This is a genomic window from Limisalsivibrio acetivorans (assembly GCF_000421105.1).
Classification (GTDB): Bacteria; Chrysiogenota; Deferribacteres; order Deferribacterales; family Geovibrionaceae; genus Limisalsivibrio; species Limisalsivibrio acetivorans.
The window spans coordinates 2,181,083-2,206,975 of the sequence record NZ_ATWF01000001.1; the positions used below are offsets into that span (position 1 = coordinate 2,181,083).

The 25,893-nt window shown below is 47.6% G+C and carries 25 protein-coding genes; 14 read left to right on the forward strand and 11 right to left on the reverse strand.

Features of this window, described 5'->3' with window-relative positions:
* Nucleotides 1-2: 2 nt before the first annotated feature.
* From K300_RS0110325 to K300_RS0110360, 8 genes are all read left to right on the forward strand, one after another.
* A complete protein-coding gene (locus K300_RS0110325; protein ID WP_022851596.1) occupies nucleotides 3-788 on the forward strand; it encodes a formyltransferase family protein in 786 nt (261 codons plus the stop codon).
* Nucleotides 785-1,675 carry a polysaccharide deacetylase family protein gene (locus tag K300_RS0110330; RefSeq protein ID WP_022851597.1) on the forward strand — a complete coding sequence of 297 codons (891 nt, stop codon included), beginning with the start codon at nucleotides 785-787 and terminating at the stop codon, nucleotides 1,673-1,675. The genes K300_RS0110325 and K300_RS0110330 overlap by 4 nt, the downstream gene beginning before the upstream one ends.
* Nucleotides 1,676-1,741: 66 nt before the next feature.
* Complete coding sequence (gene cysC, locus K300_RS0110335) at nucleotides 1,742-2,347, forward strand: adenylyl-sulfate kinase (protein WP_022851598.1); 606 nt, start codon at nucleotides 1,742-1,744, stop codon at nucleotides 2,345-2,347.
* Nucleotides 2,337-3,230: a sulfate adenylyltransferase subunit CysD gene (gene cysD, locus K300_RS0110340; protein ID WP_022851599.1), complete on the forward strand. Its 894-nt coding sequence runs from the start codon at nucleotides 2,337-2,339 to the stop codon at nucleotides 3,228-3,230. The genes cysC and cysD overlap by 11 nt, the downstream gene beginning before the upstream one ends.
* Nucleotides 3,230-4,870, forward strand: coding sequence for a sulfate adenylyltransferase subunit 1 (locus K300_RS15375; RefSeq protein ID WP_022851600.1), 1,641 nt, complete (start codon nucleotides 3,230-3,232; stop codon nucleotides 4,868-4,870). Before cysD ends, K300_RS15375 begins: the two co-directional genes overlap by 1 nt.
* On the forward strand, nucleotides 4,870-6,447 hold the full coding sequence (locus tag K300_RS0110350) for a hypothetical protein (RefSeq protein WP_022851601.1): 1,578 nt from the start codon (nucleotides 4,870-4,872) through the stop codon (nucleotides 6,445-6,447). The genes K300_RS15375 and K300_RS0110350 overlap by 1 nt, the downstream gene beginning before the upstream one ends.
* Nucleotides 6,444-7,376 (forward strand): sulfotransferase family protein, encoded by a 933-nt coding sequence (locus tag K300_RS0110355; protein ID WP_022851602.1) that lies wholly within the window; start codon nucleotides 6,444-6,446, stop codon nucleotides 7,374-7,376. Before K300_RS0110350 ends, K300_RS0110355 begins: the two co-directional genes overlap by 4 nt.
* The gene (locus K300_RS0110360) at nucleotides 7,377-8,333 is read left to right on the forward strand and encodes a GNAT family N-acetyltransferase (RefSeq protein WP_022851603.1); all 957 of its coding nucleotides are present in this window, start codon (nucleotides 7,377-7,379) and stop codon (nucleotides 8,331-8,333) included.
* Here K300_RS0110360 and K300_RS0110365 read toward each other — a convergent pair.
* The 3 genes from K300_RS0110365 to K300_RS15380 are packed head-to-tail and all read right to left on the reverse strand — an operon-like array spanning nucleotide 8,326 to nucleotide 11,528.
* Complete coding sequence (locus K300_RS0110365) at nucleotides 8,326-9,672, reverse strand: lipopolysaccharide biosynthesis protein (protein ID WP_022851604.1); 1,347 nt, start codon at nucleotides 9,670-9,672, stop codon at nucleotides 8,326-8,328. The two genes, K300_RS0110360 and K300_RS0110365, sit on opposite strands and share 8 nt — an antisense overlap.
* Nucleotides 9,673-9,696: 24 nt before the next feature.
* On the reverse strand, nucleotides 9,697-10,827 hold the full coding sequence (locus tag K300_RS0110370; protein WP_022851605.1) for an O-antigen ligase family protein: 1,131 nt from the start codon (nucleotides 10,825-10,827) through the stop codon (nucleotides 9,697-9,699).
* Nucleotides 10,824-11,528: a WecB/TagA/CpsF family glycosyltransferase gene (locus K300_RS15380; RefSeq protein WP_081646960.1), complete on the reverse strand. Its 705-nt coding sequence runs from the start codon at nucleotides 11,526-11,528 to the stop codon at nucleotides 10,824-10,826. The genes K300_RS0110370 and K300_RS15380 overlap by 4 nt, the downstream gene beginning before the upstream one ends.
* 160 nt (nucleotides 11,529-11,688) lie before the next feature.
* On the opposite strand from K300_RS15380, the gene wbaP reads away from it, so the two are divergent.
* The gene (wbaP, locus tag K300_RS0110380; protein ID WP_022851607.1) at nucleotides 11,689-13,143 is read left to right on the forward strand and encodes an undecaprenyl-phosphate galactose phosphotransferase WbaP; all 1,455 of its coding nucleotides are present in this window, start codon (nucleotides 11,689-11,691) and stop codon (nucleotides 13,141-13,143) included.
* Here the strand turns inward: wbaP and K300_RS0110385 are convergent.
* The 7 genes from K300_RS0110385 to gspG are packed head-to-tail and all read right to left on the reverse strand — an operon-like array spanning nucleotide 13,140 to nucleotide 18,570.
* Nucleotides 13,140-14,060, reverse strand: a complete 921-nt coding sequence (locus tag K300_RS0110385) for a type II secretion system minor pseudopilin (RefSeq protein ID WP_022851608.1) — start codon at nucleotides 14,058-14,060, stop codon at nucleotides 13,140-13,142. The genes wbaP and K300_RS0110385 overlap by 4 nt on opposite strands.
* Nucleotides 14,057-14,704 (reverse strand): pilus assembly FimT family protein, encoded by a 648-nt coding sequence (locus tag K300_RS0110390; protein ID WP_081646961.1) that lies wholly within the window; start codon nucleotides 14,702-14,704, stop codon nucleotides 14,057-14,059. The genes K300_RS0110385 and K300_RS0110390 overlap by 4 nt, the downstream gene beginning before the upstream one ends.
* Nucleotides 14,667-15,083, reverse strand: coding sequence for a prepilin-type N-terminal cleavage/methylation domain-containing protein (locus tag K300_RS0110395; RefSeq protein ID WP_022851610.1), 417 nt, complete (start codon nucleotides 15,081-15,083; stop codon nucleotides 14,667-14,669). The genes K300_RS0110390 and K300_RS0110395 overlap by 38 nt, the downstream gene beginning before the upstream one ends.
* Nucleotides 15,076-15,294 (reverse strand): type II secretion system protein, encoded by a 219-nt coding sequence (locus K300_RS0110400; RefSeq protein ID WP_022851611.1) that lies wholly within the window; start codon nucleotides 15,292-15,294, stop codon nucleotides 15,076-15,078. Before K300_RS0110400 ends, K300_RS0110395 begins: the two co-directional genes overlap by 8 nt.
* Before the next feature lies 1 nt (nucleotide 15,295).
* On the reverse strand, nucleotides 15,296-16,495 hold the full coding sequence (locus tag K300_RS0110405) for a type II secretion system F family protein (RefSeq protein ID WP_022851612.1): 1,200 nt from the start codon (nucleotides 16,493-16,495) through the stop codon (nucleotides 15,296-15,298).
* Entirely contained in the window at nucleotides 16,492-18,141 is a 1,650-nt protein-coding gene (locus K300_RS0110410; RefSeq protein WP_022851613.1) for a GspE/PulE family protein, read from the reverse strand. Before K300_RS0110410 ends, K300_RS0110405 begins: the two co-directional genes overlap by 4 nt.
* A gap of 3 nt (nucleotides 18,142-18,144) precedes the next feature.
* A complete protein-coding gene (gene gspG, locus K300_RS0110415) occupies nucleotides 18,145-18,570 on the reverse strand; it encodes a type II secretion system major pseudopilin GspG (protein ID WP_022851614.1) in 426 nt (141 codons plus the stop codon).
* A 149-nt stretch (nucleotides 18,571-18,719) separates the two neighbouring features.
* Here gspG and K300_RS0110420 point away from each other — a divergent pair, with 149 nt between their 5' ends.
* The 5 genes from K300_RS0110420 (at nucleotide 18,720) to K300_RS0110440 (ending at nucleotide 24,860) form a co-directional block, all read left to right on the forward strand.
* Complete coding sequence (locus tag K300_RS0110420; RefSeq protein WP_022851615.1) at nucleotides 18,720-19,697, forward strand: hypothetical protein; 978 nt, start codon at nucleotides 18,720-18,722, stop codon at nucleotides 19,695-19,697.
* Entirely contained in the window at nucleotides 19,694-20,221 is a 528-nt protein-coding gene (locus tag K300_RS15385) for a hypothetical protein (RefSeq protein WP_022851616.1), read from the forward strand. The genes K300_RS0110420 and K300_RS15385 overlap by 4 nt, the downstream gene beginning before the upstream one ends.
* Nucleotides 20,218-20,760, forward strand: a complete 543-nt coding sequence (locus K300_RS0110430; protein ID WP_022851617.1) for a hypothetical protein — start codon at nucleotides 20,218-20,220, stop codon at nucleotides 20,758-20,760. The genes K300_RS15385 and K300_RS0110430 overlap by 4 nt, the downstream gene beginning before the upstream one ends.
* On the forward strand, nucleotides 20,757-22,886 hold the full coding sequence (locus K300_RS0110435) for a secretin N-terminal domain-containing protein (RefSeq protein WP_022851618.1): 2,130 nt from the start codon (nucleotides 20,757-20,759) through the stop codon (nucleotides 22,884-22,886). Before K300_RS0110430 ends, K300_RS0110435 begins: the two co-directional genes overlap by 4 nt.
* A gap of 261 nt (nucleotides 22,887-23,147) precedes the next feature.
* Nucleotides 23,148-24,860, forward strand: coding sequence for a hypothetical protein (locus tag K300_RS0110440; protein WP_022851619.1), 1,713 nt, complete (start codon nucleotides 23,148-23,150; stop codon nucleotides 24,858-24,860).
* A 484-nt stretch (nucleotides 24,861-25,344) separates the two neighbouring features.
* On the opposite strand, the gene K300_RS16980 is transcribed toward K300_RS0110440, so the two are convergent.
* Nucleotides 25,345-25,623 carry a transposase gene (locus K300_RS16980; RefSeq protein ID WP_026836411.1) on the reverse strand — a complete coding sequence of 93 codons (279 nt, stop codon included), beginning with the start codon at nucleotides 25,621-25,623 and terminating at the stop codon, nucleotides 25,345-25,347.
* Between the last annotated feature and the right edge of the window lie 270 nt (nucleotides 25,624-25,893).

Below are 25,893 nucleotides of genomic sequence, written 5' to 3' on the forward strand. Positions count from 1 at the left end.
TTATGAAAATTGCCGTTTTTTGTAGTGATGAAAGAAATTTCGCACTCCCAGCCTGGCGAAGGGTTGTTGAGCAGCTTCCCCCCGGGTATGAAATTACTGGCATATATATGTTCCCAGACAGGATGGGCAAAAGAACCGGACTTCAGATTCCTCTATGGTACTTAAAAACATTCGGTATTATCGATTTTTTCCTTCTTGGTCTCTACTCCTTGACTGAGGGTTTCAGGGGGAGTTTCGACAGCTGGGAGAGACTTGCAAATGACAGCTCGATCCCTGTTCATAAGGGGGGAAACCCGAATAACCATGATGTTGTTGAGTGGGTTAAGGATAATGATGTTGATGTAATATTCATCATGGTTGGCAATATCCTAAAGCATCCAATCATACATGCTCCAAAGTTAGGCGTTATAAACAACCACGCTGCGCTTCTTCCCTCATCCAAGGGCGTTCTTCCCTACATTTGGAATATTGTTCAATCCGAACCCCACGGTCTTACTTTTCACAAAGTCGATGAGGGGATCGATACCGGCGAAATACTCGCTCAAAAACACCTTGGAAGAAGCTATGGTTCCCTTATAGAGTTCTATCGTACAGTATTTTCAGAGTATCCCTCAATGGCTTTGGAGGCTATAGAAAGGCTAAAAAATGAGGAATATGTTCCAAAGGACAGCTCGCTTCCGGACACCTACTACAGCTTCCCGGAAAGAAAGGATTTGTCTGTTTTTAGAAAAAAGGGGGGTAAGATTGTACGTCTTAGTGATATTTTGGGAGGGTGGAAGGTTAGATGAGCTTTGCTGCAATCAATATCAACTACGATTCTCTAGCCGAAGTCTACGGCTTCCCTGAAAACTATGAAGATCCTTCATATGGAGTGGTTCAGGAAAGGTTCCTTAGGTTTGCACAGGATTATGGTTTTAAGTACAGCACATACCTGATCGATAAGGACGGGGAGTATAATTTCTCAAGAAAAGGTATGAAGCTATATGCTGAGGAAGGGCATGAGATAGGGAATCACACCTGGTCACACCCCCTTAGTCTTGGTTCATTATCCTACGATAGAGTTAAAGACGAGATAGAGAAGTCGCATAAGGCATTATTTGAGATAACCGGTGTTGAGCCAAAGGGGTTTATTGCGCCGGGATGGTCTAATTCAAGCCGTGTTCAGAGCGTTCTCAAAGAGATGAGCTATAGTTATGACACATCCTCATTTCCCACACTCCTTCTATATCCCAGTATCGCAAAAATGCTATTGAATCATTTTGGGAGCCCAACCTTTAAGAATATTCTTATGAGAAAGGATTGGTTCAATCCGCTGTTAGGCAGGAGAGCCCCCTTTGTTAAGGATGGCTTGGTTACTATGCCCCTGCCCACTGCAAAGTTCCGGATGGCCTGCTGGCACACAACTGCTTTTGTTTTTGGGTGGAAAAGGCATGAAGCCCTCCTGAGAGATTGCCTTAAGAGGTACAAGTATTTCTACTATCTTGTTCATCCTGCTGACCTCCTCGCCCCTCAGGATTTGGACAGAACGAGAGGATGCAGTTTAGAAAGATCTCAGATCAGTATCGAGACCAAGCTCGATTATTTCAGACGTGCACTTGATGTAATATGCGAGTCGGGGAAAAGGCTGATCAGGATGGATGAAATGGCAGACCTAATCAGGAACGAAACAGTTTAATACACACTTCCATTTTTGCCTTACCCTGTGCTAGATTATTTCCTAAAACTTCTTTCGGAGCAGGATTTGGAAAGGAATCTAACCACAGAAACACATAAGGTGAGCGATCTGGAGCGAAGCTCCATAAAGGGGCACTCCCCTGCTGTAATCTGGCTTACAGGGCTTTCCGGAAGCGGTAAGTCGACCATAGCCAGAGAACTGGATCATGCCCTTTTCAGGGATTATAAGGCCCATACCTTCGTTCTCGATGGTGATAATATTCGTCAGGGGCTGAACAGCGATCTCGGTTTTTCCGATACGGACAGGAGTGAGAATATCCGCCGTATTGCAGAGGTGGCAAACCTGATGGCCAGTGCGGGACTTATCGTCATTACAGCCTTCATATCCCCCTTTGGGCGGGACAGGGATGTGGCGAGACGGGCCGCATCGGATAAAAACTTCTTCGAAATCCACGTTAACTGCCCCCTTGAGGAGTGCGAAAAGCGTGACCCCAAGGGTCTCTACAAGAAGGCCAGAGCGGGCGAAATAAGGGAGTTTACAGGTATCGACTCCCCATATGAGACCCCGTCAAAACCAGAGATAGTTCTTGATACAGATAAACTTTCCCCGGCGGAGTGTGTCCGGGTTATTATAGATGAACTTAAAAAGAGAAGGATAATCGATGCAGAATAAAGAGTTCAGCCACCTTGACGAACTTGAGAGCACGGCGATATATATCCTGCGTGAGGCCTACGCAAACTTCCGCAGTCTCGGTATGCTCTGGTCCATCGGCAAGGACAGCACCGTCATGCTGTGGCTCACAAGAAAGGCTTTCTTTGGCCATGTGCCCTTTCCGCTCATTCATATCGACACCCACTATAAGATCCCCGAGATGATCGAGTTCCGGGATAACCTTGTGCGTGACTGGAAGCTCAGGATGTTCGTCGGGGCAAATAAGGAAGCTCTCAGAGGGAAACAGACCTTCCCCGATGGAGCTGTGGACAGGGTTACGTGCTGTAAGTATCTCAAGACAGAGGCCCTCGTCAAAACCATAGACGGAACCGGCGAGAGGGACTATTTCGACCATACAAAAGGTATGTACGTTCCAGACCCGAAACCGGAGCCATTCCAGGGGATAATCGCAGGCATACGGGCGGATGAGGAGGGCTCACGCTCAAAGGAACGCTACTTCTCCCCCAGGAACACAAGCAGTTACTGGGATATATCCGAACAACCCCCCGAGTTCTGGAGCCAGTTCAAGACAGATTTCGCACCCGGAACCCATGTGCGCATCCACCCCCTGCTCGACTGGACCGAGCTTAACATCTGGGAATACATCAAGAGGGAGAGCATACCCGTTGTGCCCCTCTATTTCTCCAGGAACGGGAAGCGATACCGCTCACTAGGTTGTGAGCCCTGCACAGGACCCATCGAGTCCGATGCCTCCAATGTGGATGAGATAATAGAGGAGCTTCGCTCCGGCAGGCTTTCAAACATAGCTGAGCGTTCGGGAAGGGCGCAGGATAAGGATGACGGCGGAGGATTGGAAACACTCCGCAAGGAAGGGTACATGTAATGGCCGAGGGTGTTGTAAGCGTTGTATTTGCCGGACATGTTGACCACGGCAAAAGCACCATAGTGGGCAGGCTCATGGCGGATTCGGGAAACCTCCCCGAAGGTAAGCTGGAGCAGGTGCAGGACTGGTGTGAGAAGAACTCAAAACCCATGGAGTATGCCTTTCTCATAGATGCATTCAAAGCTGAGCAGGCTCAAGGGATAACAATAGACACCGCACGTGTCTTCTATAAGGGTGCACAGGGGCGCAACTTCCTTGTTATGGATGCCCCGGGGCACATCGAATTTCTTAAGAACATGATCACCGGAGCCTCCCGTGCGGACGGTGCATTCCTCGTTATCGATGCCTCCGAAGGGGTGCGTGAGAACTCCCGCAGGCACGGATATATGGCCTCACTTCTCGGTATACGCCAGATCGGCGTTGTTGTGAACAAGATGGACAAGGAGAACTACAGCGAGGAGATCTTCACAAAGATAAGGGATGAATACTTCCGTTTCCTCTCAAGCATAGGCGTTGAACCGATGTTTATCATCCCTGCAAGCGGGATAAACGGTGACAACGTATACAGAAAAAGTACTAATATGCCATGGTACAGCGGATATACCGTTGCCGAGGCGATGGAGCAGTATACCCGTATAGGCGATTATGCTGACAGACCCCTCCGCATGCCCGTTCAGGATGTGTACAAGTTCACCTCCGAGGGGGATGAGAGGAGGATTCTTGCCGGAAGGATAACAAGCGGTGTCCTCAGGAAGGGGGACGAGATCCTCATAAGCCCCGAAGGGACAAAAACAAAAATCAAGAGTATAGAGACCTTCCCCGATGGTGAGCTTGGGTCTTCCGGATACATGGATTCCACAGGGTTTACCACCGAAGACCCTGTTTATGCAAGAAGGGGTGATATGGTCTCCCTCGCCGCAGAGGAACCTCCGATGGTTTCGGATACATTCAAGGCGAGCATATTCTGGCTCGGCAAGAAACCCATCGGTGTTGACGGCAAGTTTACCTTCCGTCTTGGAAGCAAAAAGATAATCGGCAGGATCACAGATATTCAGCGTGTTATCGACTCCTCCGACCTTAACCACTCCAGCGAGCGAAAGGCCGTTGAGCGGAACGAGGTTGCCGAATGCATCATAAAGCTGGATGAACCGGCGGCCTTTGATACAGTGACCGATTTCCCGCATACAGGGCGTTTCGTTATGGTGCGTGATTATGAGATCATGGGGGGCGGAATCATCCTCGAACCCCTTTATGACGAAGAATCGGGTCCACGGGAGCAGGCCGGTTCCAGAGCGGAGGTATCCATTGCAGATCAGGGCTACCGTTTCGAAAAGATCGGGCATAAGGGTGCTATAATCGTGCTCACGGGGGGTATCTCCCGGCGAATCGGCGATTATGAGGCTATGCTTATAGAGAGAAAGATGTTCGCCGCCGCAATAACGGGAAGCTCGGCGGATGCGGCAGTTCATCTTTATTCCGCTGGCTGTATTGTCCTTGTGAAGGAAGAGGATGCTGATATTGAGGGGGTGAGGGACCACTGTCTGGATATACTTGAGTTTGGCGGAGAGATACGTGAAGATATTGCCGAGGAGATGGGGGAGCTGCTCTTTCTCCTTGGTGAGCTGGGGATATCCGAATAATGAAACATCTATTCTCTGTATTCATAGAGCGTTATGGCTGGAGTGGTCTCCTCAGTGTTTTGCTGAGTCCATTTATTGTAGCCGTTACGACACCCTTCAGGTTTCTCCAGGCAATCTGGAGCTGCCGTGTTCTGGCGGAGGGTCAGCTTAAAAGATTCAACCGGTTTGGGCTTATAAGAGGCATAAACTCGCTTTTTTATTCTACTCAGGCTGTTAACTTTGAAAGATATGGACGATCAGGGACTTCTCCTATTCTTAGTGACGGAAAGTTTGAACTCTCACGTTTCTTTCAGGTGTCACTCCCTTCTCTGTATATAACGGAAAGGATGGGCTCTGCAGGGCCTCTTATGGGTATGTTCGGGATGCTGTCCATGTTTATGCTATGGACAACAGAAGTGGACTCCGGAGTAGTTTTACTTGTAGTAACAGCAATAATGCTGAGCAGTATGTTCTATGCCAACACATTTGAACTTCAAAACTATAACGCACTCGGATGGCTCTTCTTCCCTATGGGGCTATACGGGCTATACACGGGGAACTACCTGCTTGCCTCCCTCGGCTGGCTTCTGGTAAGTTTCGGGAGCTTTACTGCATGGGTCACGGCTGGAGTATTTACAGTCGTTGCCTCGATATCTTCGCTGTCACTGCTCCCTGCTGCTGCGTTTATTCCATCATCACTGAAGATTGCGACACATCTTCTTCCCCTTCTGAAGGCAGGCAAGATGAGAGAGCAGTTTGCCGATATCCTGAAAGGGCTAGGGGTGATCTCATCGAATGTGAAGTACAAAAGGGCAAAACAACCTTCAGTTGTAGCTAAAGCTGTTTATTATTTAGCACTTAACCTTCAGTTTATGGCTGTTCTGTATCTTACTGCCGGGAATTTTGACCCTCTCTTTACGGCGATGGCGGTACTCTTCTTTCTCAACTCGTCCACCTATATGAGGTATGGAGACAACGCCTCTGCAATGGTTCCAACCCTTTGCCTTGGTGCAGTAATTACTATCCTGCATTTCAACCCAGCTTTATTTATCTCATTCATTATTCTGATAAATCCACTTCCTTTTTTCCTTGAATTTAGCGAGGCCAAAGCCCCTCTCGTGATTGTTCCTGAACGCAAACCTTACAGAATTCACCGTATTAATGATTTTGTGGCAGATTTCCTTAGCCCTGTTAAAAGCGGTTCTCGGATTATATTTACCTTTGATGATCCTGATGGTGTTTACAACTCTGTTTTCTCTGGTCTACGTACATTATATGAAGCCTTCCTTTACTCTGCCGCCTTGAAGGATATCCATATGCTCCCAGATTGGTATCTCGTTTTCAAAAGCAACAACGATGATTCATTACCATCTTTCTGGGGGCGTGACATCCAGAGCATAAAGAAGAATATCGAAGATTGGAGTGCAGATTACTTTGTTTACCACACAAACAGCAGTATTGAAGACCCCCTTCCTTTTTCAGAATGGAGCATGGTGAGTTCGATTACTTTTGACAGGGAGCAGTTTCCTGAGATTTATGAGCATTACGGGGAAGAGCTCAGGTTTGTGTTGTATCAAAATAATGGTGCGAAAAGTTGAATGAAATATTAAGAAGAATATACAACAAAACTATCTATAAGTCTTCTCCTCTTATCAGTTTAATTGAGAAGAAGCTACTTGATAATTACGGCCACAGTGCCCAATATCCTCAGATATTCATTATCGGTTCTCCTAGAACAGGTTCAACTTTTCTTTATCAGTTACTGACTTCTTCATATAATGTTAGTTATATTGATAACTTTTCTGCATCTTTTCATAAAAATATCCTCATAGGATTACATCTAAGTAATCTTTTTTTTAATGATCGCCCTCATTCAGGTTTTAATTCAGAATATGGGAAAACAGTAGAAGGTGGTCCCAGGGGGCCAAATGAATGTGGTGACTTTTGGTATAATTGGTTAACAGAAAAACAGCATGTAGCAGATGAGAGTACGCTAAATTCTGAAGAAATAGGAAAACTTAATGTTTACCTTAACAGCATGTCCAATATGTTTAGTAGACCTTTTATTTTTAAAAACCTCAATGCAGGTTTACGTCTACGTATGTTAAAAATAAGTGCAGAATATCCTAAGTTTATTTTCATAAGGAGAAATATTTACGATACTGTCTTATCGATTTTGAAAGGTAGAGATAAGGTTATGGGAAGCCAGTATGAATGGTTTAGTCTCAAACCGGAGGGCTACGAGAGTCTTTTAACAAAAGAGCCTTTAGAGCAGGTCACTGCACAGGTGGCTTTGATCGAGAAACGAATTATAAATGATCTCAAGCTTTATTGTGATACTCAATACATTACAATATTTTATGAAGATTTGTTAGACAATCCTATTAAAGTGCTTGAGAAAATAGAAGATTTTACTGGCATAAAGCAGAGGGAAGGGCTTGTAATGCCTAAACCTGTTGACGGCAGAAAAGATCTAAGTAATGACTTTAAAAACAAAGTTGATTACTACTTGGAGAAATACAGGTAAATGGACCACCTTAATAAAGATCTATACCGAAAGCTTAGTGTTGAGGAGTCCGGATTCCGTATCTTCCAGAAAGGATGGTGGCTTGATGTCGCATGCGTTGAGGAGGATTGGGACGCTGTTATCAATGAGAATAACGGTCGGATAGAATCTGCCTGGGCTCTCCCGTTTTACAGGAAGCATGGAAGAAAGGTCTATTCAAAACCGGCCCTGACTCAGTTTATAGGCCCATGGATAAGGCGTGAGAAAAACCATACCGATGCCAGTTGGGAGAGCTACAGACTGAAAAAATGCGAGAGCTTTATTGAGAATATCCCCCCCTTCGATATTTTCCGGCATACTTTCCACTACAGCTTTGATAACTGGCTACCCTTTTATTGGGAGGGGTTTGAGCAGACGACTCGATATACATATGTGATTGATTTGACCAATGAAGTTGAAGAAATTGAGAAACGGTTTGCCGCAAAGGTGCGAAGTGAGATAAGAAAAGCTGAAAGTAAGTGTAGGCTTGAAAGAGCTGATGATGTTGATCTTTTGTACAGTCTTGTAATGAAAACCTATGAGCGACAGGGTATGCCCGCTCCTTATTCGAAAGAATTCTTGAAAAGGGTGTACGATGCCTGTATAGAGAATGATTCAGCCGAGATGTTCATTGCTTATAAGGATCAGCATCCTGTGGCGGGGGCACTTTTTGTTCATGATTCCATGAGCTGTTATTACCTTGTAAGTGGCGCCGATCCTGAGTACCGAAACAGCGGAGCAGGTTCCCTGATAATTCGAGAGGCTGTCAGGCATTATCACGGTAAGGTTGAGGAGTTCGATTTTGAAGGGTCTATGGATAAGAATATCGAAAGCTTCTTCCGGAGCTTCGGTTCTGTTCGTAAGGATTATTACAGTATATCCCGAATAGATTCTAGGTTGCTCAAGCTCTATTTCTTACTCAGAGACAGTCTTAGGTAATCCAAGCGAAATTAAGTTTTGTGTAAAACCATGTAAAGAGCAGTCCTGCAGTGATGCAAGTTGCAAGTATTCCATAGCGCCACTTGATCGAGTACAGCTTTCTTCCGAGTATTATCGATGTTATGTTGGCTGTGAGTAGGCCTATAGCTGTGGAATAGGCAGCACCTTCTATACCTATGGCTCTAATCAGAAAATAATTAAGAATCAGGTTCACAACGGTTCCGGTTGCGTATGAGTATAGGGTCAGATATGTTCTCCTGCTTGAGAAGAAACCGATACCGCTAAAGAGGTAAAACCCGTAAAAAACAGAGACCCAGCTGAGTATGCCAAGAACCTTCCAGCTTTCGAAATATTCAGGTGCGGCGAGAAGTTTTATTATAAAGGGGGACAAGGCTGTAAAAGCAATACTTAGCACAGAACCTGCAAGTATGTAGGCTGTAGACACATTTGAAAAGAATTTTGGTCCGTCATCTTTGTGAAGCATATCCATGGCAATTGGCCACACTGCCTTACGGAATACTTCAACAGAAACAATCATAATCGCAGAGAATCTTGCCGCTACGGCGTATATACCCACATCAGCAGAACTTAGCATATTCATTACAAACCAACGATCGCTGGCTCTCATTATCCACATCATAAGCCCTGCTGGAACAAGTGGGAGTCCGAATCTCAGCAGAATCCCCCAAAGCCTTACTTCAAATCTGCTCCAGTGCCTGTATTCTCTGGTAGCAAACCATCCGGTTATAAGGGCAGCAAATGAGCCGCACACGGATCCCCAGAAATATCCGGAAACACCCATATTCTTTACATAGCTGAAGTAGAGGATGAAGCCTATGTTTCCTAATGTTTGGAAAAGAGACAGCCCAATATACTGATACGGTTTATAAATAAGTCTGAATATCTCGAGACTCTGATTAACAAGGTTTGCAAAAAAAATTGAAATAACAGCGATCAGTAGCAGTTTTACTTCGATATTCGTGTCGAAACTGAAGTCGATAATAAATGGAGACAGGGCAGAAACAACACCTATGATTAATACGCCGGAAACAAGTCTGTATTGAAGAACAGCGGTTGTTATATCTCTTATATCATAGTTGTTTTTATTTTTGGCCTCCATGAAGTAGTAGCTTTGGGCTGAGTCCATTCCGGAATTCATGATTAAGGCTATGAAAGTTCCTATAATACTAAGCATCTCAATAGCACCAAACTGCTCGGGGGAGAAAATGCGTGTGTAAATTGGGAGTGTGAGAAAGGAGATAGCTTTGATAGAAACCATCCCGGCCCCGTAAACGGCGGAATCGGAAAGAAGCTGTTTATAAATTATGTTCTTTATCATCGACGAAAGGAGTGTTTGCCGTGTTCAGTGGGAGGTCTCATTTCTCTCCCCTGAGCCGATGGCGCTCCCCACGAGGAACATGCAGAACATCGCCACCTCCGAGTCGCTTAGGGTGTTCTCTGTAAGCCCGCAGATGAGGAATGCGGCAAGGATAAACAGCGAGGCAAAGTGATAAGGGGAGCGGTTTACTACACCGAAGACTCTTTTAATTATAAGCCCCAGGAATGCGAGAAGTGAGGCGAAGCCCACTATGCCGTGGAGCACGATATGCTGAATGTATGCGTTATGAGCATGGGCGACGGAGTAAACGTCCTGGGTGAGGTAATCGCGCACAACCTTGCTGAAGTTTTTGTAGCCCACGCCAAAGAGGGGCCTGTCCTTGAACATCTCCCACGATGCCTTCCAGAGCTCCAGCCGGTTACCGAATGATGTCATCCCGTCGCTGAGATCCTGGCTTAGCGACCATATAAACCTCTGTTTCATCGACGGGGAGAAGTATATGGCCACAACCCCTGCGGCAAGGACGATTATGGAGAGTGCAAGCCCCTTCCAGCGGAGTGTTGCAACGGCGATAACGGGGAAGATCGCCGCCAGGGTTAGTATGGGCATCCTCGAACCGGAGGCGAGCACAGCCGCAAACATAAGCAGAACCGTAACCATAAGATAGGCCAGTTCCTTCTTATCGTTCCAACCCTTTCTTAATATGAGTACTGCATTCATCGTTATAAGAATTGTAAGTACGTTGGCGAAGGTGAGGGGGTGGGAGTAGAACCCTTCTGCACGGAACTCACCCGCTACGAGAGTCTGATATAGCCCTGTTACGGATATTATCGCACCACCCAGTGCTGCACAGTAGTATATCCTTTTGAGGGTTGCGGTATCTTTTATGTAATAGATCCCTGCGAAGAGATAGAGAAATATCCAGTAGTTTGTTATCCCCTCCGCCGCCCGTAACTTATAAGGCCCGGCGATCACAGAGATAAGGCCTGTTATAAACATTACGCCGAGGGCTATCATAAGAGGATCCCTGCCGAGGGAGAAGTCCTTGTGCTTGTATGAGATGTATATCCAATAGAACAGCAGCCCGCCGAGGATTATCTGGGTGGAGCTGATGGAAACGGAGTGGGATATGCTGACCAGACACCACCAGTTCATCTGCAAAGCCTCCTGAACTCCTTCATATCACGCAGGAAATGAAGGGCGAATCTTGAGTAGTTTGTTAGATAGCGTTTAAAAAGGTAAGGCTCGTCATATATTCTATACGCCCAGCGGAGGTTGTATCTGTCCGCCCAGTCGGGGTAGTATTTTATCCCCTCGGCTGTTTGGTGCAGAAAACCGCCGCAGGTATATCCGCACCCTGTCCAGCCTGAATCCTTAAGGTCTGCCAGATACTCCTCCTGCAAAGGGGCCCCCATGCCGCATACGACGATGTCTGCGCCTGAGTCCTTTATTCTTTCGAAGGACTCCTCTCTCTCGTTATCCTTGAAATAGCCGTTCCGGTAACCTGCTATCCGCAGTTCAGGGTAGCTGGCGGAGATCTTCTCAACTCCTTTTTCGATAACCCCGGGCTTGGCTCCAACGAAATATACGCTGAGTCCTTTCTCCGATGCCGTATGGAAAACCTCGGGGGCGAGGGAAGTCATATCGAAGCTTATCCGCTCCGCATCCTTAACTCCGGCCATGCGGAGAGCCTTTACCATCATTATACCGTCAAAGCAGATATGGTCAAACCTGGAGAGTAGTTCGGGATTATCCCTGTGCACAACATAGGTGTGTGGGTTCAGAAAGGTTGTTATCCCCTCTGAGCATATCTCCCTGTTCTGCATGCGGTTCACTATAATATACGGCAGGTTCATGGTAATAGTCACTCGGCAAAAGCGTATTTAGCTGTTAATTGTATATACAGCCGCCCTTTTATACACCAGATTCATCGGCTGGTCAAAAGAATCGACAATAGAGGCCAGTCGTGTTAAAACTTTATGTGGGCTATAAAAACAAGCGTGTGGGCTTAGAGTTTTGGTAAAGATTAGCAGGAAGAACTACCTGTACAGGAAGAATGCAAGTTTTGCCGTTCTTTTTGCGGCGGACATTATCTCTGTGAGCTTGAGTATGTATCTTGCTCACATACTTACCACTCTGCTCTTTTTGAGCCACCTTCAGAGCTTCTTTCCCCCATCTGTGGAGAAGCGCTACCTCATTGCTCTTACCATAATCCTCATCGCTGTAGAAAGGCTGTATACGAAGAGACTCCCCCTGGCGGACGAGACAAAGCAGGTCTACCGTGCCGTTCTGGTGAGCGTCGCCATCGCCCTTTATACCCATCTCTTCCTTACAGCGGACTTTGCCTTTTCCATAGCCTTTGAATCATGTGTTTTCGCCCTTGCCGGAATGTTTTTCATACCTGGTTTACGCTATTATGTGAAAAGGCTGCTTCATTATAGGGGTGTTTGGAAGGAGAATGTGGTTATCCTCGGTGCCGGTATTGCGGGTCAGCAGGCGGCGGATTGGCTGGAGAAGGATGATTTCCTCGGCTATAACCCCGTATGCTTCCTTGATGATGACCCTTCGCTTCACGGGAAAGATATTGACAACGGAGGGCGTAGCCTTAAGGTCCTTGGCCCCATAGGAAGCTTTAAGGAGCATATGACCCAGTTCGACAGCCAGACCGTGCTAATCGCCATCCCCACGCTTCCGGCGGAGAAGCTCACACAGCTTACCAACACCATACATAAACACGCCCGCAATATCCTGCTGATTCCCGAACTCAAAGGTATACCCCTTATGAGTATTGAGCCCCAGCATATCTTCAAGGACCAGCTCCTTATGCTGAACCTTAAGAACAACCTGAAATCGGGCACCAGCATGTTCATCAAGCGTGTTTTCGATTATCTCTTTGTACTGCTCAGTGCACCTGTGTTCCTTCCGCTGATGGTTATATTTACTGTGTTGATAAGGCTGGATTCCAAGGGACCCGCACTATTCAAGCAGGACAGGATGGGAAGACACGGCAAAAACTTCAAATGCTTCAAGTTCCGGACCATGTATGTAAACAGTGATGAGATCCTTGAAAAGCATTTGGCGGAAAACCCTGAAAAACGTCAGGAGTGGGAGGAGTACCACAAGCTCAAGGGGGACGACCCGAGGATAACAAGGATCGGTCACATACTCCGCAAGACATCACTCGATGAACTGCCGCAGATTTTCAATGTGCTCAGGGGTGAGATGAGCGTTGTTGGTCCAAGGCCTTATATGCCATCGGAAAGTGGAGATATGAAGGGATATATTAACGAGATCCTCACCACTTACCCCGGTATTACCGGCCTCTGGCAGGTATCAGGAAGGAACACCCTCACCTTTCAGGACAGGGTCCAGCTCGATGCGTGGTATTCACTCAACTGGTCTTTCTGGCTGGATCTTCTGCTGGTGGCGAAGACTATACCCGTGGTGATATTCCGCAAAGGTGTATACTAGTTCTCCCAGCGCAGGATCTTATAGGGCTTGTCCCTTGTGGGCTTGAAGCTCATGATGGTACGCAGTCTTTCGGCGGCCTTCCCCTTCTCCGTGTACACGTCCACCACCACAGAGTATGAGGGGTATTCGTTCACAACCTCGGTCATTACCGTTCCCGCACCCGTAACATCCTCAATATCAGCGAGGGTTATCTCACCCTTCTCTTTCTTAACTCCTTTGAGATAGTCCACCTCCCGTTTGGAGAGGTTGAACATAACGCCGATGATCTCCGGCGGAGCAGTGGAAACGTTCAGCCTGCCGCCTAGGGCGACGATAAGGTTATCCTTAACCTTGTCGTAGGTTTCGTTATCAAAACCGCGTATAAGTCTAAGCTCCTCCACCGCCTGTATATCGAAGCGGTTTCTGGGGGTGTAGGGGAGTTTCTTCTCGAAGTTGTAGTAATGGCTCTCCGCACCGTTCATCTGATGCAGGTCATCGGCATCCTTCCAATCGATGAGTGAGCTGTACATTATTGAGGCCTTGGATGGCTCGAATTCGTTGTAGAACAGCTTACTTATGGAGCTGTGGTCAAACGCCCAGAGGGGGAGCATTGCGCCTGTATCGAGCATTTCAACCTTTGAGTCAAGCATCGTGTTCTCCCGCCCGTCGAGATAATAGGTTTCATTGTCCACCGGTATCTTGCGTAGATCCCCTTCGAAATGGAAGTAGTTCTTTTCGAACTTGGCGGTGGCGGTGATGAATGCGAGGAGCTCCGGTATCGATTCAGCCTCGAATTTGGCGTGTATCTTGTCTCTCAGCATTTCGGCGGTGAGCAGAACATCCTTGGCGGAGCGGAGCATATATGCGGACACGGAGAGGGCGATGAGGGCGATAACCAGTACAAAGATGATGGCAGAACCCCTTTCGTTGCGTATCATTCAGCGCCCCCGTAGTGGTTCACCATATCCAGCTTTTCGTTGAACCCGCTTTTTATAGCGTAGAAGATCTCCCTTTCTCTGCCGTTCCTGTTGAAGGAGATCTTAACCAGTTCGGGGATTATCCCGTCGATCTCGTTCGTGCTGTTGTCACCCCATTCGTAAGTGAAGGAGATCTCAGAGACATCGTTGTAAACGGGGTATAGCTTTGTAGTCCTTTCCGGAAATTGAGGATTCTTGTAGGTGTTCACTTTATCATATACCGGTGCCTGACGTACGCTGAGGGTCTCTCCGTCCAGAAATATCTCTGTAACTGCAAGCTCTTCACCGAAGAACGGTTTTGCCGTCACAAACTTCAGACTTCCTCCAGTTCCATGGAAAAAATACTTGTTGTGCATGAGCCCGTCGTTTCCTCTTGCCTCATATATGTAATGGAAGGTGCTTTTTATGGAGTCACGCAGATAGGATATGTGGGCTGTTTCCGGCTTGAAGGGTAGGTTTACCCTTGCGGCGGAGTTGAGATAATGACGAAAGGCATACGCAGAGAGGCCTATTATTATGGACATAATAAGCACGGAGATAAGCATCTCTATAAGGGTGAAGCCCACCCTATTGGGACATGTTGATGATATCCGCACGTTTCTCATATACCGTCCTGTAAAACTCTGTCTCCTGTCCGCCAACCGTGAGGTCTATCCGGTAGAGGTACATCTCAAAGGCTCCTTCATTCCGCTCGGAGACATCCGCCTGGGCGTAGTGGTAGTTCCTGTTGTTTGCCAGAAGGTTCACCTCTGCATCCCATTCAAAGCCGTTAAGCTCCCCCTGCATAGATTTGCCGTCACTCAGCTCGCCAGCCTCGATGGTGTCCTTGAGGGAGAGGGCTGTATTGTACAGCAGCTCGTATTTCTGCATGGCGGCGGCGCGGTCGAGGTAGATCTTGTAGGACATATTTGCAACGGCGATGGCGGCTGTGACCACAACCATGGCCACCAACACCTCCACGATGGTGAAGCCCTGTTTATTCACAGACAACCTCCCCATCCTCAAGGCGGCACTCGCTGTCCTTGGCGAATTCGTAGAAGAATACCTTTGTTTCATTGAACCGGACACGGTTCTCCTCAAGGTAGCGGTCGAACCTGTCGAGCGAACGTATACTGGCTGGGGCCACGAGGGCAACTGCGGCGGTGAGTATCGCCATAACAACAAGGATTTCTATAAGGGTGAAGCCTCTTCTCATATCAAACGCTAATATCGCTTATGCTCACAACGGCAAGCATAATAGCCACAACGATTACGGCGATAAAAAGACCGAGGAGTACGATTACCGCAGGCTCCAGCAGTGTAAGCATACGGCTTACAGCGGTTTTGAAGTCCAGAAGGTATCTTTCGCCGAGGTTGCGGAATATTTCGGGGAGTCTGGCAGAGCGTTCACCCACGACAACGAGGGAAACCGCCTCGCCGGGTATCGCATCGCTGGTTGACCACACCTCGCTCACCCGCTTCCCCTTCTTTATCTCATCGGCGGTGTTCTTCATAACGCTTTCAAGCTCCGGGTTGCGCATACCTTTAGCGGTCATGCTGAAGGCTTTTGTGATCTCAACACCACCGCCGAGCATGGCGCCGAGGGAGCTGAATGCGCCGGAAAGCTCCATCTTGCGGGAGAGATCCCGCAGGTACGGGGTTTTATCCACAAGGTCTCTCAGTTGTCTTCTGAAGCCTTCGGTGCTTATGAGCCATCCCGAGAGGCCTATAATAGCGAGGAAGCCGATTACGAATTCCTTCATATTGGCGTTTACCGCCTTGCCGAAATCTATGAGCAGTTTTGAGATGGCAGGAATCCTTGCCATCTCCGATTCATTGAATATGGATGCAAACTTGGGGAGTATGAAAGCGGATATGAAGAAGACGGCCACAAGGCTCATCCCGAGCAGGAATGAGGGGTAGGCGAGTGCGGAGCGTATCTCCGCCATCATCTTCGATTTGAAGTCCGCATGCTCCATTACCGTTTTGAGGGCATCCGAGATGTCCCCCACCTCTTCCCCCACGCCTATGATATTAAGATAGAACTCCTCGATGCGCAGTTCGTTCTCTTCGGCGGCGTTCTTGAGGGCTGTGGAGAAAACCTGCCCCTGCTTAAGGTATGTGAGTACATTCTGCCAGAAGGCGGAGGCGGCGGCGTTCTCTGTGTTCTTAACAACGATGCGCAGTGCCTCGTCTATCTTCATTCCGGCGGAGAGGAGGTAATAGAGCCTCTCCACACCTTCGTGGAAGCTCTTCTTGTTGAGCCTACCCTTGCTGCGGCTCTTCTCTTCCTTTATCTCGGTGACGATGATCCCCTGGGAGCGCATCTCCTTCACAAGGGAGGCTTCATCACCCGCATAAGTGCCGGAGACCTTTTCGCCCCCGTCCTTGATCCCCTGATAACGGAGTATTCTCATTGAACAACCCGCAGAATCTCATCCAGAGATGTCTTACCCTCGGCGTATTTAAGCAGTCCGTCCTCGATCATCGTTCTCTGGTTTACGGCATGGAGATCGCTGAAGGAGGGATCCTCCTGAAATGCGGCGGCGAGCTGCCGGTCGAAGGGGGCTATCTCGCTGATAACCATACGCCCTTTATAGCCTGTTCCGCCGCAGTGGGCACAGCCCTTCCCTTTCATCGGGTTAAAGCTCCCTGCAAAACCGGAGTTTTCTATGATCCTGTCTATGTCGTAGATCCTTCTTGCCTCATCGGCGCCGGGATCCTTCTCTGCACAGTTGGGGCATACCCTTCTGACAAGCCTCTGTGCCATGAGCCCTACGAGGGACGCCTTGACAAGGAAGTAGTCCACACCCATGTCTAGAAGCCTTGTGACAGCGGCCAGTGCGGAGTTTGTATGGAGCGTGGATAGAACGAGGTGGCCTGTGAGTGAAGCCTGTATGGCGATCTCTGCGGTCTCTTTGTCCCTGATCTCGCCGACCATTATAATATCTGGGTCCTGACGGAGTATACTTCTGAGTGCATTGCTGAACTTGTACCCAATCTCCGGCTTTACCTGGATCTGGTTGATACCACTGAATTCGTACTCCACCGGATCTTCCACGGTGATTATTTTGACATCCTCACCGTTCAGACGGTTGAGAACAGAGTAAAGCGTTGTTGTTTTACCGGAGCCCGTGGGTCCTGTGGTGAGAAATATTCCGTTGGGCTTTGATGTAACCGTTTCGATGATCTGCCTGTGGTCGGCGTAGAAGCCGAGGCTGTCAAGGGAGTAGTCCAGATTATCCTTTCCGAGCAGACGAAGCACGAAGCTTTCCCCGTGCTGGGTGGGTACGGAGGAGGCTCTGATATCGATCTCCTTCCCCGCTATCTTCATGGATATCCGCCCGTCCTGCGGGAGCCGGTTCTCCGCTATGTTCATGCCGGAGAGTAGCTTTAGCCTTGTTATCACAGCAAGCTTCAGCCTTAATGGAACAGTCTCCACATGGTGCATGATGCCGTCCACACGGAAGCGGACAACCATGCTGTTCTTGAGTGATTCGTAGTGGATATCCGAGGCATTCTGCTCCATCGCCTTATTCATGAGTGTATTCACCAGCTTAATTACAGGGGCCTCGGAGGCGAGTTCCTTGAGCCTGTCCACCTCGTCGTCGATATCAAGGACAAGGTTTGTACTGCTCTCTATCTCCGTCTCCTCCACCATGGCGGCGAGACGGTTTATGTTCTCCTCTCTGGTGAGTACGATCTCATGGCGTTTGCCGGTTACCGTTTCGATGAGGGAGAATATCTCCATCTGGAGCGGTTCGTTTGTGAGGGTTTTGATTCTTCCGTCGTTTTCGGATACGGGTATGATCCCTGTGCGCACGAGGATCTTCCAGTCCACCCCTGTGTCATAGGGGGTGAGACCGTCTATGTCCTTTGCGTAGGTGAGGCTGAGCTGTTCAGCCAGTGAAGTGAGGAGCTGTTCCTCGGTGATCGTCCCCATATTCATCAGTATGGTTCCGATCTTTCCGCCGTAGGATTTCTGCACCTCAAGGGCCTTGTCTATATCCTCAACGGTGCATGCGTTTCGCTCTGTTAGTATCTCGCCGAACAGCTTTTTCATCGTCTATTCCCAGTAGGAGACGTCCTGATTCTCCCGCTCCCCGCCTTCTTTGCCGTCCGCACCGAGGGTGTAGAGCTCGAAGGGGCGGTCGTTTTCACCAGGCGCCTCGTAATGGTACTCCCCCCCCCAGGGATCGCCGTTTACCGGTTTGGGGAGGTAGGGTCCATCGTATTTTTCGAGATCACCCGGCTTCGTCCATAGTATTTCCAGCCCCTCTTCGGTGGTGGGGTATCTCCCCACATCGAGCCGGAAGGCATCAAGGGCTGTGCTTATCATCTCAATCTGCGCCTCGGCGGTTCTTGTCTGGGATTTGCCAAGCTGTTTGAAAAGCTTGGGAGCAACGAGGGAGGCCAGCAGGGATATGATTATCATAACCACCAGCACCTCTATAAGTGTGAAACCTCTTCTGTCGGTTTTCTTGCGGAGCATGTATATACCTCTTCTGTCTTTATTATAATCGTACCTGATACCTATAACCGATATGGGGCGGGCTCATCAACAAAAATCGCTAAAACTTCTTTTATTCGCAAGTTAATGAACTTTACAGTACACCCGATATTCTGTATTAATAGGTCGCTATGGTAAAGTTTATAGGCAGATATATCCAAACACTTAGTGCCGGGGATACCTATTTCGCCTCTGCGGAACTCCCCGAGAAGCTCAAGCTCTCTTCGCATCTAGTTATGCTGAACTACGGTGAGCTCTGCCCCTTTACCCCCGAAGGTGTAGTTTATACTACTATAGATGACAGACTTCTCATCTGGTTCACTCGTATTCCTCTCCAGAGCGGAAAAATTCATATCCCCGAAGGGTGGGCGATGTGTTCATCCCTCAAAGGGGGGGATGCGGTTGTCATCGGCAGGGGTGAAGGCTCGGCGGTCTGCGTTGTGCGTGAGGGGAGGATGGTTTCCCAGATGATGAAGCCCCCCATGCGGAGTGACGAAGAGCTTGCAGAGCTCCTCACAAGGGAGCATTCCCTCAGGGAGCCCTTTATCATAGAGTCCAACGGCGATTATGAGATCACATTCTCCGATATATATACATTCGCCAGAACCCAGCTGGATTTTTCCAACTATTTCCGCAAGCTTGCCGCAGATTCCGTTATGCCCCTGATAGTTCTTTTTGCCGTTCTTTCTGTGGGGGATATTGCTGTATCGTCCTACATTAACAGCCGCGAGGAGTCTGTTAGCGAAGAGCTGAAGGAATACAGGAAGATGAATCTTCCCATCAGGGCGGATGTGGATGAGGCTAGGGCGAAGCTCGGGCGATGGGAGGATTTTAATAAGCTTGTTCAGTTTTCCTCCCGTATCGGTGAGTACATGAACGCCATAGCATCCGCAACGAATGAGCTCAACGGCAGGCTTGAACTCATCGACTATGCAGGGATCTCCATCACCATACGCATGCAGTGCTCCTCGGCGAGTGACTTCATCGAAAAGTTTCAGGACACGGGAGCATTCTATGAGGTTAAGGTAAATTCCGCCGTTCCGGACAGGGATAATCCCTCAAAGGTTAATATCAATGCCCAGCTACTTCTGGCGGAGGCTCAGCAGTGATAAACCGTAAGACACTCATCTTCACCGCACTCCTCGCCTTCTATGTAATGTATGTGAACCCGCTTATTCAGGAATCCGCAGGAACCGTTTCCTCCGCTAATATTAAGAAGCGCACCCTTGTGCGTGAAAAGGCTGTATACGAGCACAGGGAAGAGGCCAAGGAAAAGGCGAAGGAACTTATAGAGATAAACAGGCAGAACGAGCAGATGTTCTACTCCGCCGAGAGTACGGCGAGCATGGACTTTACAGGCATGCAGACACTCATGCGCAAGTTTGCTCAGGACAACGGGTGTTCATACAAGAATGCCATGTGGGCGGAGCCTATCCCGCAGGACTGGTACAGCGTCCTCTCCATGCAGGTTATCGTGGAATGTCCCCCTCAGGGGTTTCCCAGCTTTATAAACAGTATTACAGGATACGAGAAGCTTCTTACCATAGATACCATGATGGCGGCAAAACCGAGGAAGGAGGACCATCTTGTTTTCCGCGGCTTTGTATCCGGCTATAAGCTGAGGTCGGAATGAGGGATATAAAGAAGCACGCCGTTCTTTACGGCATAGCGGCCGTTATTGCGATATATCATTTTATATCCGTCTTCCCCAGTTTTGCGGAACCGGAGCAGAAACGCCCCGATCTCCTGGATATGAACCCCCCCGTTGTACAGAAGCAGGGTGAGAAATTTACCTATGAGGACTACGGAACGCTCTGGGGTATTGCAAAAGCACCGGTAGAAGAAGAAAAGACAGAGGAAGTTGTTGATAAAGTCAGCCCTGCCGAAAGCTTCTTCCTTGAGAAGAACGGTACGCGGTTCCGTATTGCCAGTGAGATTGATGAGAGCTACTATTGGGAGCTTTACGGCATTGCCGATTCAAGGGCAGGTAGCTTTGCCATATTCAGCAACCCTTCACCGGAGAGCCGTGGGTTCAAGGCGGCGGACGAGGGTGAGTACCTTGAGAAGAATCTATTGATAAAGAGGATCCTGGGAAGCAGGGTCTTTGTGGAATATACAAAAGACAGCAGTGTCTGGGAGCTTAAGGTTCTCAGTACGGAGGTTATGAGATGATAAACGGCAGAAGGATCGCTGTTTTTACCATATGCGCCCTTTTCATTGTTTTGGCCGGATGTACTACGGCGAGCGAGAAGAAGGTTCGGGGTCCTATATTCAAGACAGCCTACGAGAAAGCGAGGGTCAATAAGGCTGAGGTTGAGAATACCTTTGCCGATGATGAGGCTCCCCAGACCGAAGAAGAATTGATGGAAAGAAAGAAGGATATCGTTGAGGTTCCCACTCTGATGGAAGGGTATTCCGGCGGAGCTGTTTTCGTTGAGAACACCAGCTACGACGCCACAGAGCTAAAGCTCCCCTCCGGCGACGTGAATATTTCCGTTGATGACATACCTGTTAAGGAATTCATTATTACCGTTTTCGGTGATATTTTCGGCGTTACATATAATATGGATCCCGAAGTAGAGAAGATTAATAAAGGTATCACACTCCAGATGACCGAGAGCATGGAGAGTGACGACTTCATGAACCTCGTTGTGGAGCTGCTTAAGAGGCACAATGTTGATGTAGAGATAAACAACGGAGCGTTCTTTTTCAGCAGAGGGAGAGGCAACTATCAGGCAGAGCCGGAGAAGCCCCTCGTTATTATTGGAAAGGATCTCCCTGTCGGACTCAATCCGCATACAATGGTAACACAGGTGATTCCGGTGCAGTACATAAACCCTGATTACTATAAGTCATTTATACAGAAGCATGCCCTTGGCTTTGGCTCTAAAGTGGATACTGTTCCAGGAACAAAGACCATGATGATCACCGATAGGCTCTCAGACGTGAAAAGAGCTGTAAAGCTTGTGGAGGCATTCGACAGGCCCCAGCTTTTCGGCAAGAAGACAAAGCTTTACTACTTCGATAATATGTTGCCGTCTGAATTTAAAGTGGAAATTGAGAAGATCCTTAAAACCCAGGGCTATGAGATTGCAGAAAGCGGAAACGACCCCGGTGTACTGTTTATACCAATTGATAGAATAGAGGCACTCCTTGTGGCCTACAGCAATGATAAATGGAACGAGACCATAAACTTCTGGAAAGAAAAACTTGATAAAGAGGTTTTTACAGGGGAGAAGAAGCGTCTCTTTGTATATAAGCCCAAGAACAGGGACGCCGAAAGTCTGCGCAGTGTATTTGAATCATTGGTCAGCGGGGCAAAAACACCCAGGCCTTCTGCTCAGGATAACCAAGAAGAGACTGCGAGTGTTAAAAGCAATGAAGGATCGGTGGAGCTTAAGGATTTTAGTATAAGCATCTCCGTGGACGAGGGGAGAAACCAGCTACTCATCTCTGCCACGCCTGCCGAATACAAAGAGTTTCTGCGTGTTGCGGAAAAGCTGGACTCACTCCCGAATCAGGTCCTTGTTGAAGTGACCATCGCCGATGTAACGCTTACCGATGCATTGCAGTATGGAATAGAATGGTACCTGAAACAGAGCGGCGATTTCAACGGTGCTATCCAGACCATGGGAGGGCTTGGTGTAGGCGGAGCAGGTCTTGTCTACAGTGCGGCTAATGAGTCCGGTTATTTCAAGACGCTCATGAACGCCTTTGCTGAGAATGACCTAATTAATGTCATTTCAACCCCACATATTCTGGTCCTTGACGGCAAGAATGCCAGTATAAATGTTGGTACCGAGGTGCCTGTTGTTACTTCGGAAACCTCAGCAGGCGACCTCGGAGGTACTGATAATAACCCCACAATTGTTAGAAATGTTCAGTACAGGAGTACAGGGGTAAGCCTTAGTGTTACTCCAGTTGTGAACTCCGACGGGTTTTTAACTATGACAATCTCGCAGGAGCTGAGCGAGGCGCAGAGCAACAGTACATCAAGCATTGACTCCCCGATAATCCTGAACAGAAGCATTCAAACAGAGGTAAATCTTAAGTCCGGCGAGACAGTTCTCCTGGGTGGTCTTATAAGAGAAAACGAAAGTGAATCAATGAACAAGATACCCCTCCTTGGAGATATCCCCATTCTGGGGCATTTATTTAAGGTTCAGTCTATGTCGAAGCAGAAAACAGAGTTGATCATTCAGATAACACCGTATATACTTTCTCAGGCTGATGATGTAAGAAACATCGCCGATGCAGTGGAAAAGGAGTTTGAACTCATTAATCGTGAAGAGAGGTAAAATTCACTTGCAAAACTGCACAGTAAACAACATTTATTTGATATGTGTCAGGGGATAAAAAAGATTGACAATAGGATAAACGTTGTTTACGATTAAAATTAACTGTTACATGATCCATGTAATATGCAGGGGATTAAAGAATGGGATTCTACAGGAGGTGAGCCGCTCTGAAATAAACTGGAAGCATTGGTTTAATTTTTTGTGTCTCATTTAAAGTAGGAAAACTAAGAAAAAAGACTATAACTTTTAGGAGGATGTTTTATGGACTTCAGAAAAATTGCTGTCGGCACAGCAGCCACTTGCCTCTTCGCAAGCTCTGCTTTCGCCGGTACAATCGGTTGTATTGAGCTCTACAAAGGCTCAGAGGCCGTTAGTACAACTCTTAGCCAGTACTCTGGCGCAGATTGCACAGGCGTTACTAACACAAACAAAGAAGTTAAGGTAGCTTACGAGCTTACAGATGACCTCGATCTTGACTTCTCAGACTTCGATGGTACTGGAAACGGTGACTCTGTTGTTGGCGGTGCTGCTGCTACAGATGCTGCTGACGATCTTACAATCGTGTATATCCCCACTACGGATATTCCCTCAGGCTCACTCATCACTATGAAGCTTGCAGGCGCTACCTTCAACGAAGGCGGTACTCTTTACCTTCTTAAGGATGAAGATCCCGGTTCTCATGCAGCTGGTGATGACGACCTTGAGTCTGTAGCTTCTACTGACGGTGCTACTACTGATACAGACACTATCACTTTCGTAACTAAAGCTGGCGTAACTATCGATGCTGGTACAAGACTTGTAATCTCTTCCACTGAAGACACTGCTGGAAGCGATGACAACGCTGACTACACTAACCTTGACATCAACATCGACAACGATGGATGTACTACTCCCGGTTCCACTGACAGCGTAACCCTTCAGGTTGAGTCAACTGTTACTGACGGTGGCGGCGGATACTCCATCGCTGGTGCTGCAACTGCTGCAACAAAGATAGTTGATATCTCTGCCCAGTTCGACATATTCTACGGTCTCAGCGACAGTGACGCTACTTCTGCTGAGGTAGATGTTGAAGCTACTACTCCCAGAACACTTTTCGTTCAGGATACAGCCACTGCTCTTGATGACGCCAGCACTCAGTTTGCAAACTATGAGTTTGTAACTGTGGACAACGCTGCTCTTCTTGACCAGGCTATAACAATCACCAACGATGACAATGTAGGTATGTCTTTCACACCTTCACAGAATCTTGGAAGCTTCATGATTGTTAACCTCTTCGACGGTGTTGACAAGACTGGAAACCCCGATACTTTCGACACTGCAATCAGTGATGACGCTGCAGAGACTGATTTTGCTGTAAACGGTACAGAGTATGTATTCGACCTCAGCAACTTCACCAGAGGTGCAGACGATGTAACTGACTTCGACAGCACTGGTGGAAACGAAGATGACGAAGTATACGTTCTTTTCGGTACTGACAACACAGACGAGACTATGGACTACGGTTACACTGTAACTGCTGGTTACCAGATCGATTTCAACGACGCTGACGGCGAACTTGACCACTGCGCAGATTCTATCAGAACATTTGATATCGATATCAACGGTGCGGTTCTCAAGGTTCCCTACATGTTCAACACTGCTTCTAACTGGGTACGTATCTCTAACGAAGACGCAGAAGCTGCTGACATGTACATCGACATCTTTGACGAAACTGGCAACAACAAGCTCACTAACCTCCAGGTATCTGGAACAGAGCAGGTTCCCGCAGTTTCTTCCGTAGTTGTAAGAGCTAGCGATATCATCGCTGCTGCAATGGCTGCAGACCCCACTTACACTATGACAAACGACAGATTCTTCGCTACATTCACAATTACTTCTCCCAAGGACAAGGTTCACGGCGTAGCTGTTCAGGCTATCCCCGGTGGAGTAGACAGGGTTATCCCCGTTCTCGACCAGAACAACTGGGCTCAGTAATTAGTAGCTAAGACCAGATATTTTAAAAGGCCCCGCTTTTTGCGGGGCCTTTTTTTATGCGGAATTTAACTATTTTTATTCAAGTGTTTCTTTGCGATACTGATTTTAGTCAGCATCCCTTATCGAATGTACTGTACCGTCAAGAAAGTTTCGTAAAATCACTTTTGCCGTTTGGTATTATACAGCTATCCAGCGACTGAATCCGTTTCTAATTCCTCTGCTTCATTAAAATACTTCATACTCATATAACGTTTTGTTCCTCACTGAGTCCCAGCAGCATGACGTAATCTAGCACACACCAGCACCAGGGCTGAATTGCCGTCAGGGAAAGTTCCAACCACATGTATTCATCGCCGTATCTACCTGCTAAGCCGCTCAATCACGTTATTCGTCCTAATTTTGAGAAAGTAAGCATAAGGAAACGTCATATAGGCCAAAATCTACTCTATGCTGTGTTCAAAATTTTTAACAAATACTCTTTGTTTCAACCTCGAAGCTTCGGTGTAACAGCCTTAAACTTCTCTAAGGCATGAATGGCTTTAAGCATAGCTGCCAAAGCTCTCACCTTAGTTCTAGGTGTAACCGAAAATACATCCCTGTAAAAATGAACCATACAGCGATGGTACTTGGCATACAAATAGACTTCACTAAGTGCATCAACAGGCCCAAGGCACTTATCTCCGATAAAAAGCTGAACACCCTTTAAACCTCGTTCGTTAAGATCACAGAGGAAGTTTCTCAAAATCTCCTTATTTTCCTTCATTCCTCCTGATGCACCGATTACGTGATGTAACCTTCTTCATTTACATTTATTGCCATTAGTACATCAATGTTATCCATATGAACCACCCTAGTTACGTTGAGGTATATACCATCCAAAAGACGGATAGCTACACTCCAGCTTCATGTTCTGTCAATTGTTAGTTGTCTTGACGGTACTATACAGATAGATAATTGTGGAAGAATCGATATACTCACATTGAGAAGAACTACGCGCTAAGTTATGGTGTTGTTTGTATCATAAATAGTAGTA

Coding starts and splice junctions, on each gene's coding strand:
- K300_RS0110325 (WP_022851596.1), top strand. CDS start 3: ATGAAAATTGCCGTTTTTTGTAGTGATGAAAGAAATTTCGCACTCCCA.
- K300_RS0110330 (WP_022851597.1), top strand. CDS start 785: ATGAGCTTTGCTGCAATCAATATCAACTACGATTCTCTAGCCGAAGTC.
- cysD (WP_022851599.1), top strand. CDS start 2,337: ATGCAGAATAAAGAGTTCAGCCACCTTGACGAACTTGAGAGCACGGCG.
- K300_RS15375 (WP_022851600.1), top strand. CDS start 3,230: ATGGCCGAGGGTGTTGTAAGCGTTGTATTTGCCGGACATGTTGACCAC.
- K300_RS0110350 (WP_022851601.1), top strand. CDS start 4,870: ATGAAACATCTATTCTCTGTATTCATAGAGCGTTATGGCTGGAGTGGT.
- K300_RS0110360 (WP_022851603.1), top strand. CDS start 7,377: ATGGACCACCTTAATAAAGATCTATACCGAAAGCTTAGTGTTGAGGAG.
- K300_RS0110365 (WP_022851604.1), bottom strand. CDS start 9,672: ATGATAAAGAACATAATTTATAAACAGCTTCTTTCCGATTCCGCCGTT.
- K300_RS0110370 (WP_022851605.1), bottom strand. CDS start 10,827: ATGAACTGGTGGTGTCTGGTCAGCATATCCCACTCCGTTTCCATCAGC.
- K300_RS15380 (WP_081646960.1), bottom strand. CDS start 11,528: ATGAACCTGCCGTATATTATAGTGAACCGCATGCAGAACAGGGAGATA.
- K300_RS0110385 (WP_022851608.1), bottom strand. CDS start 14,060: ATGATACGCAACGAAAGGGGTTCTGCCATCATCTTTGTACTGGTTATC.
- K300_RS0110390 (WP_081646961.1), bottom strand. CDS start 14,704: ATGAGAAACGTGCGGATATCATCAACATGTCCCAATAGGGTGGGCTTC.
- K300_RS0110400 (WP_022851611.1), bottom strand. CDS start 15,294: ATGAGAAGAGGCTTCACCCTTATAGAAATCCTTGTTGTTATGGCGATA.
- K300_RS0110405 (WP_022851612.1), bottom strand. CDS start 16,495: ATGAGAATACTCCGTTATCAGGGGATCAAGGACGGGGGCGAAAAGGTC.
- K300_RS0110410 (WP_022851613.1), bottom strand. CDS start 18,141: ATGAAAAAGCTGTTCGGCGAGATACTAACAGAGCGAAACGCATGCACC.
- gspG (WP_022851614.1), bottom strand. CDS start 18,570: ATGCTCCGCAAGAAAACCGACAGAAGAGGTTTCACACTTATAGAGGTG.
- K300_RS0110420 (WP_022851615.1), top strand. CDS start 18,720: ATGGTAAAGTTTATAGGCAGATATATCCAAACACTTAGTGCCGGGGAT.
- K300_RS0110430 (WP_022851617.1), top strand. CDS start 20,218: ATGAGGGATATAAAGAAGCACGCCGTTCTTTACGGCATAGCGGCCGTT.
- K300_RS0110435 (WP_022851618.1), top strand. CDS start 20,757: ATGATAAACGGCAGAAGGATCGCTGTTTTTACCATATGCGCCCTTTTC.
- K300_RS0110440 (WP_022851619.1), top strand. CDS start 23,148: ATGGACTTCAGAAAAATTGCTGTCGGCACAGCAGCCACTTGCCTCTTC.
- K300_RS16980 (WP_026836411.1), bottom strand. CDS start 25,623: ATGAAGGAAAATAAGGAGATTTTGAGAAACTTCCTCTGTGATCTTAAC.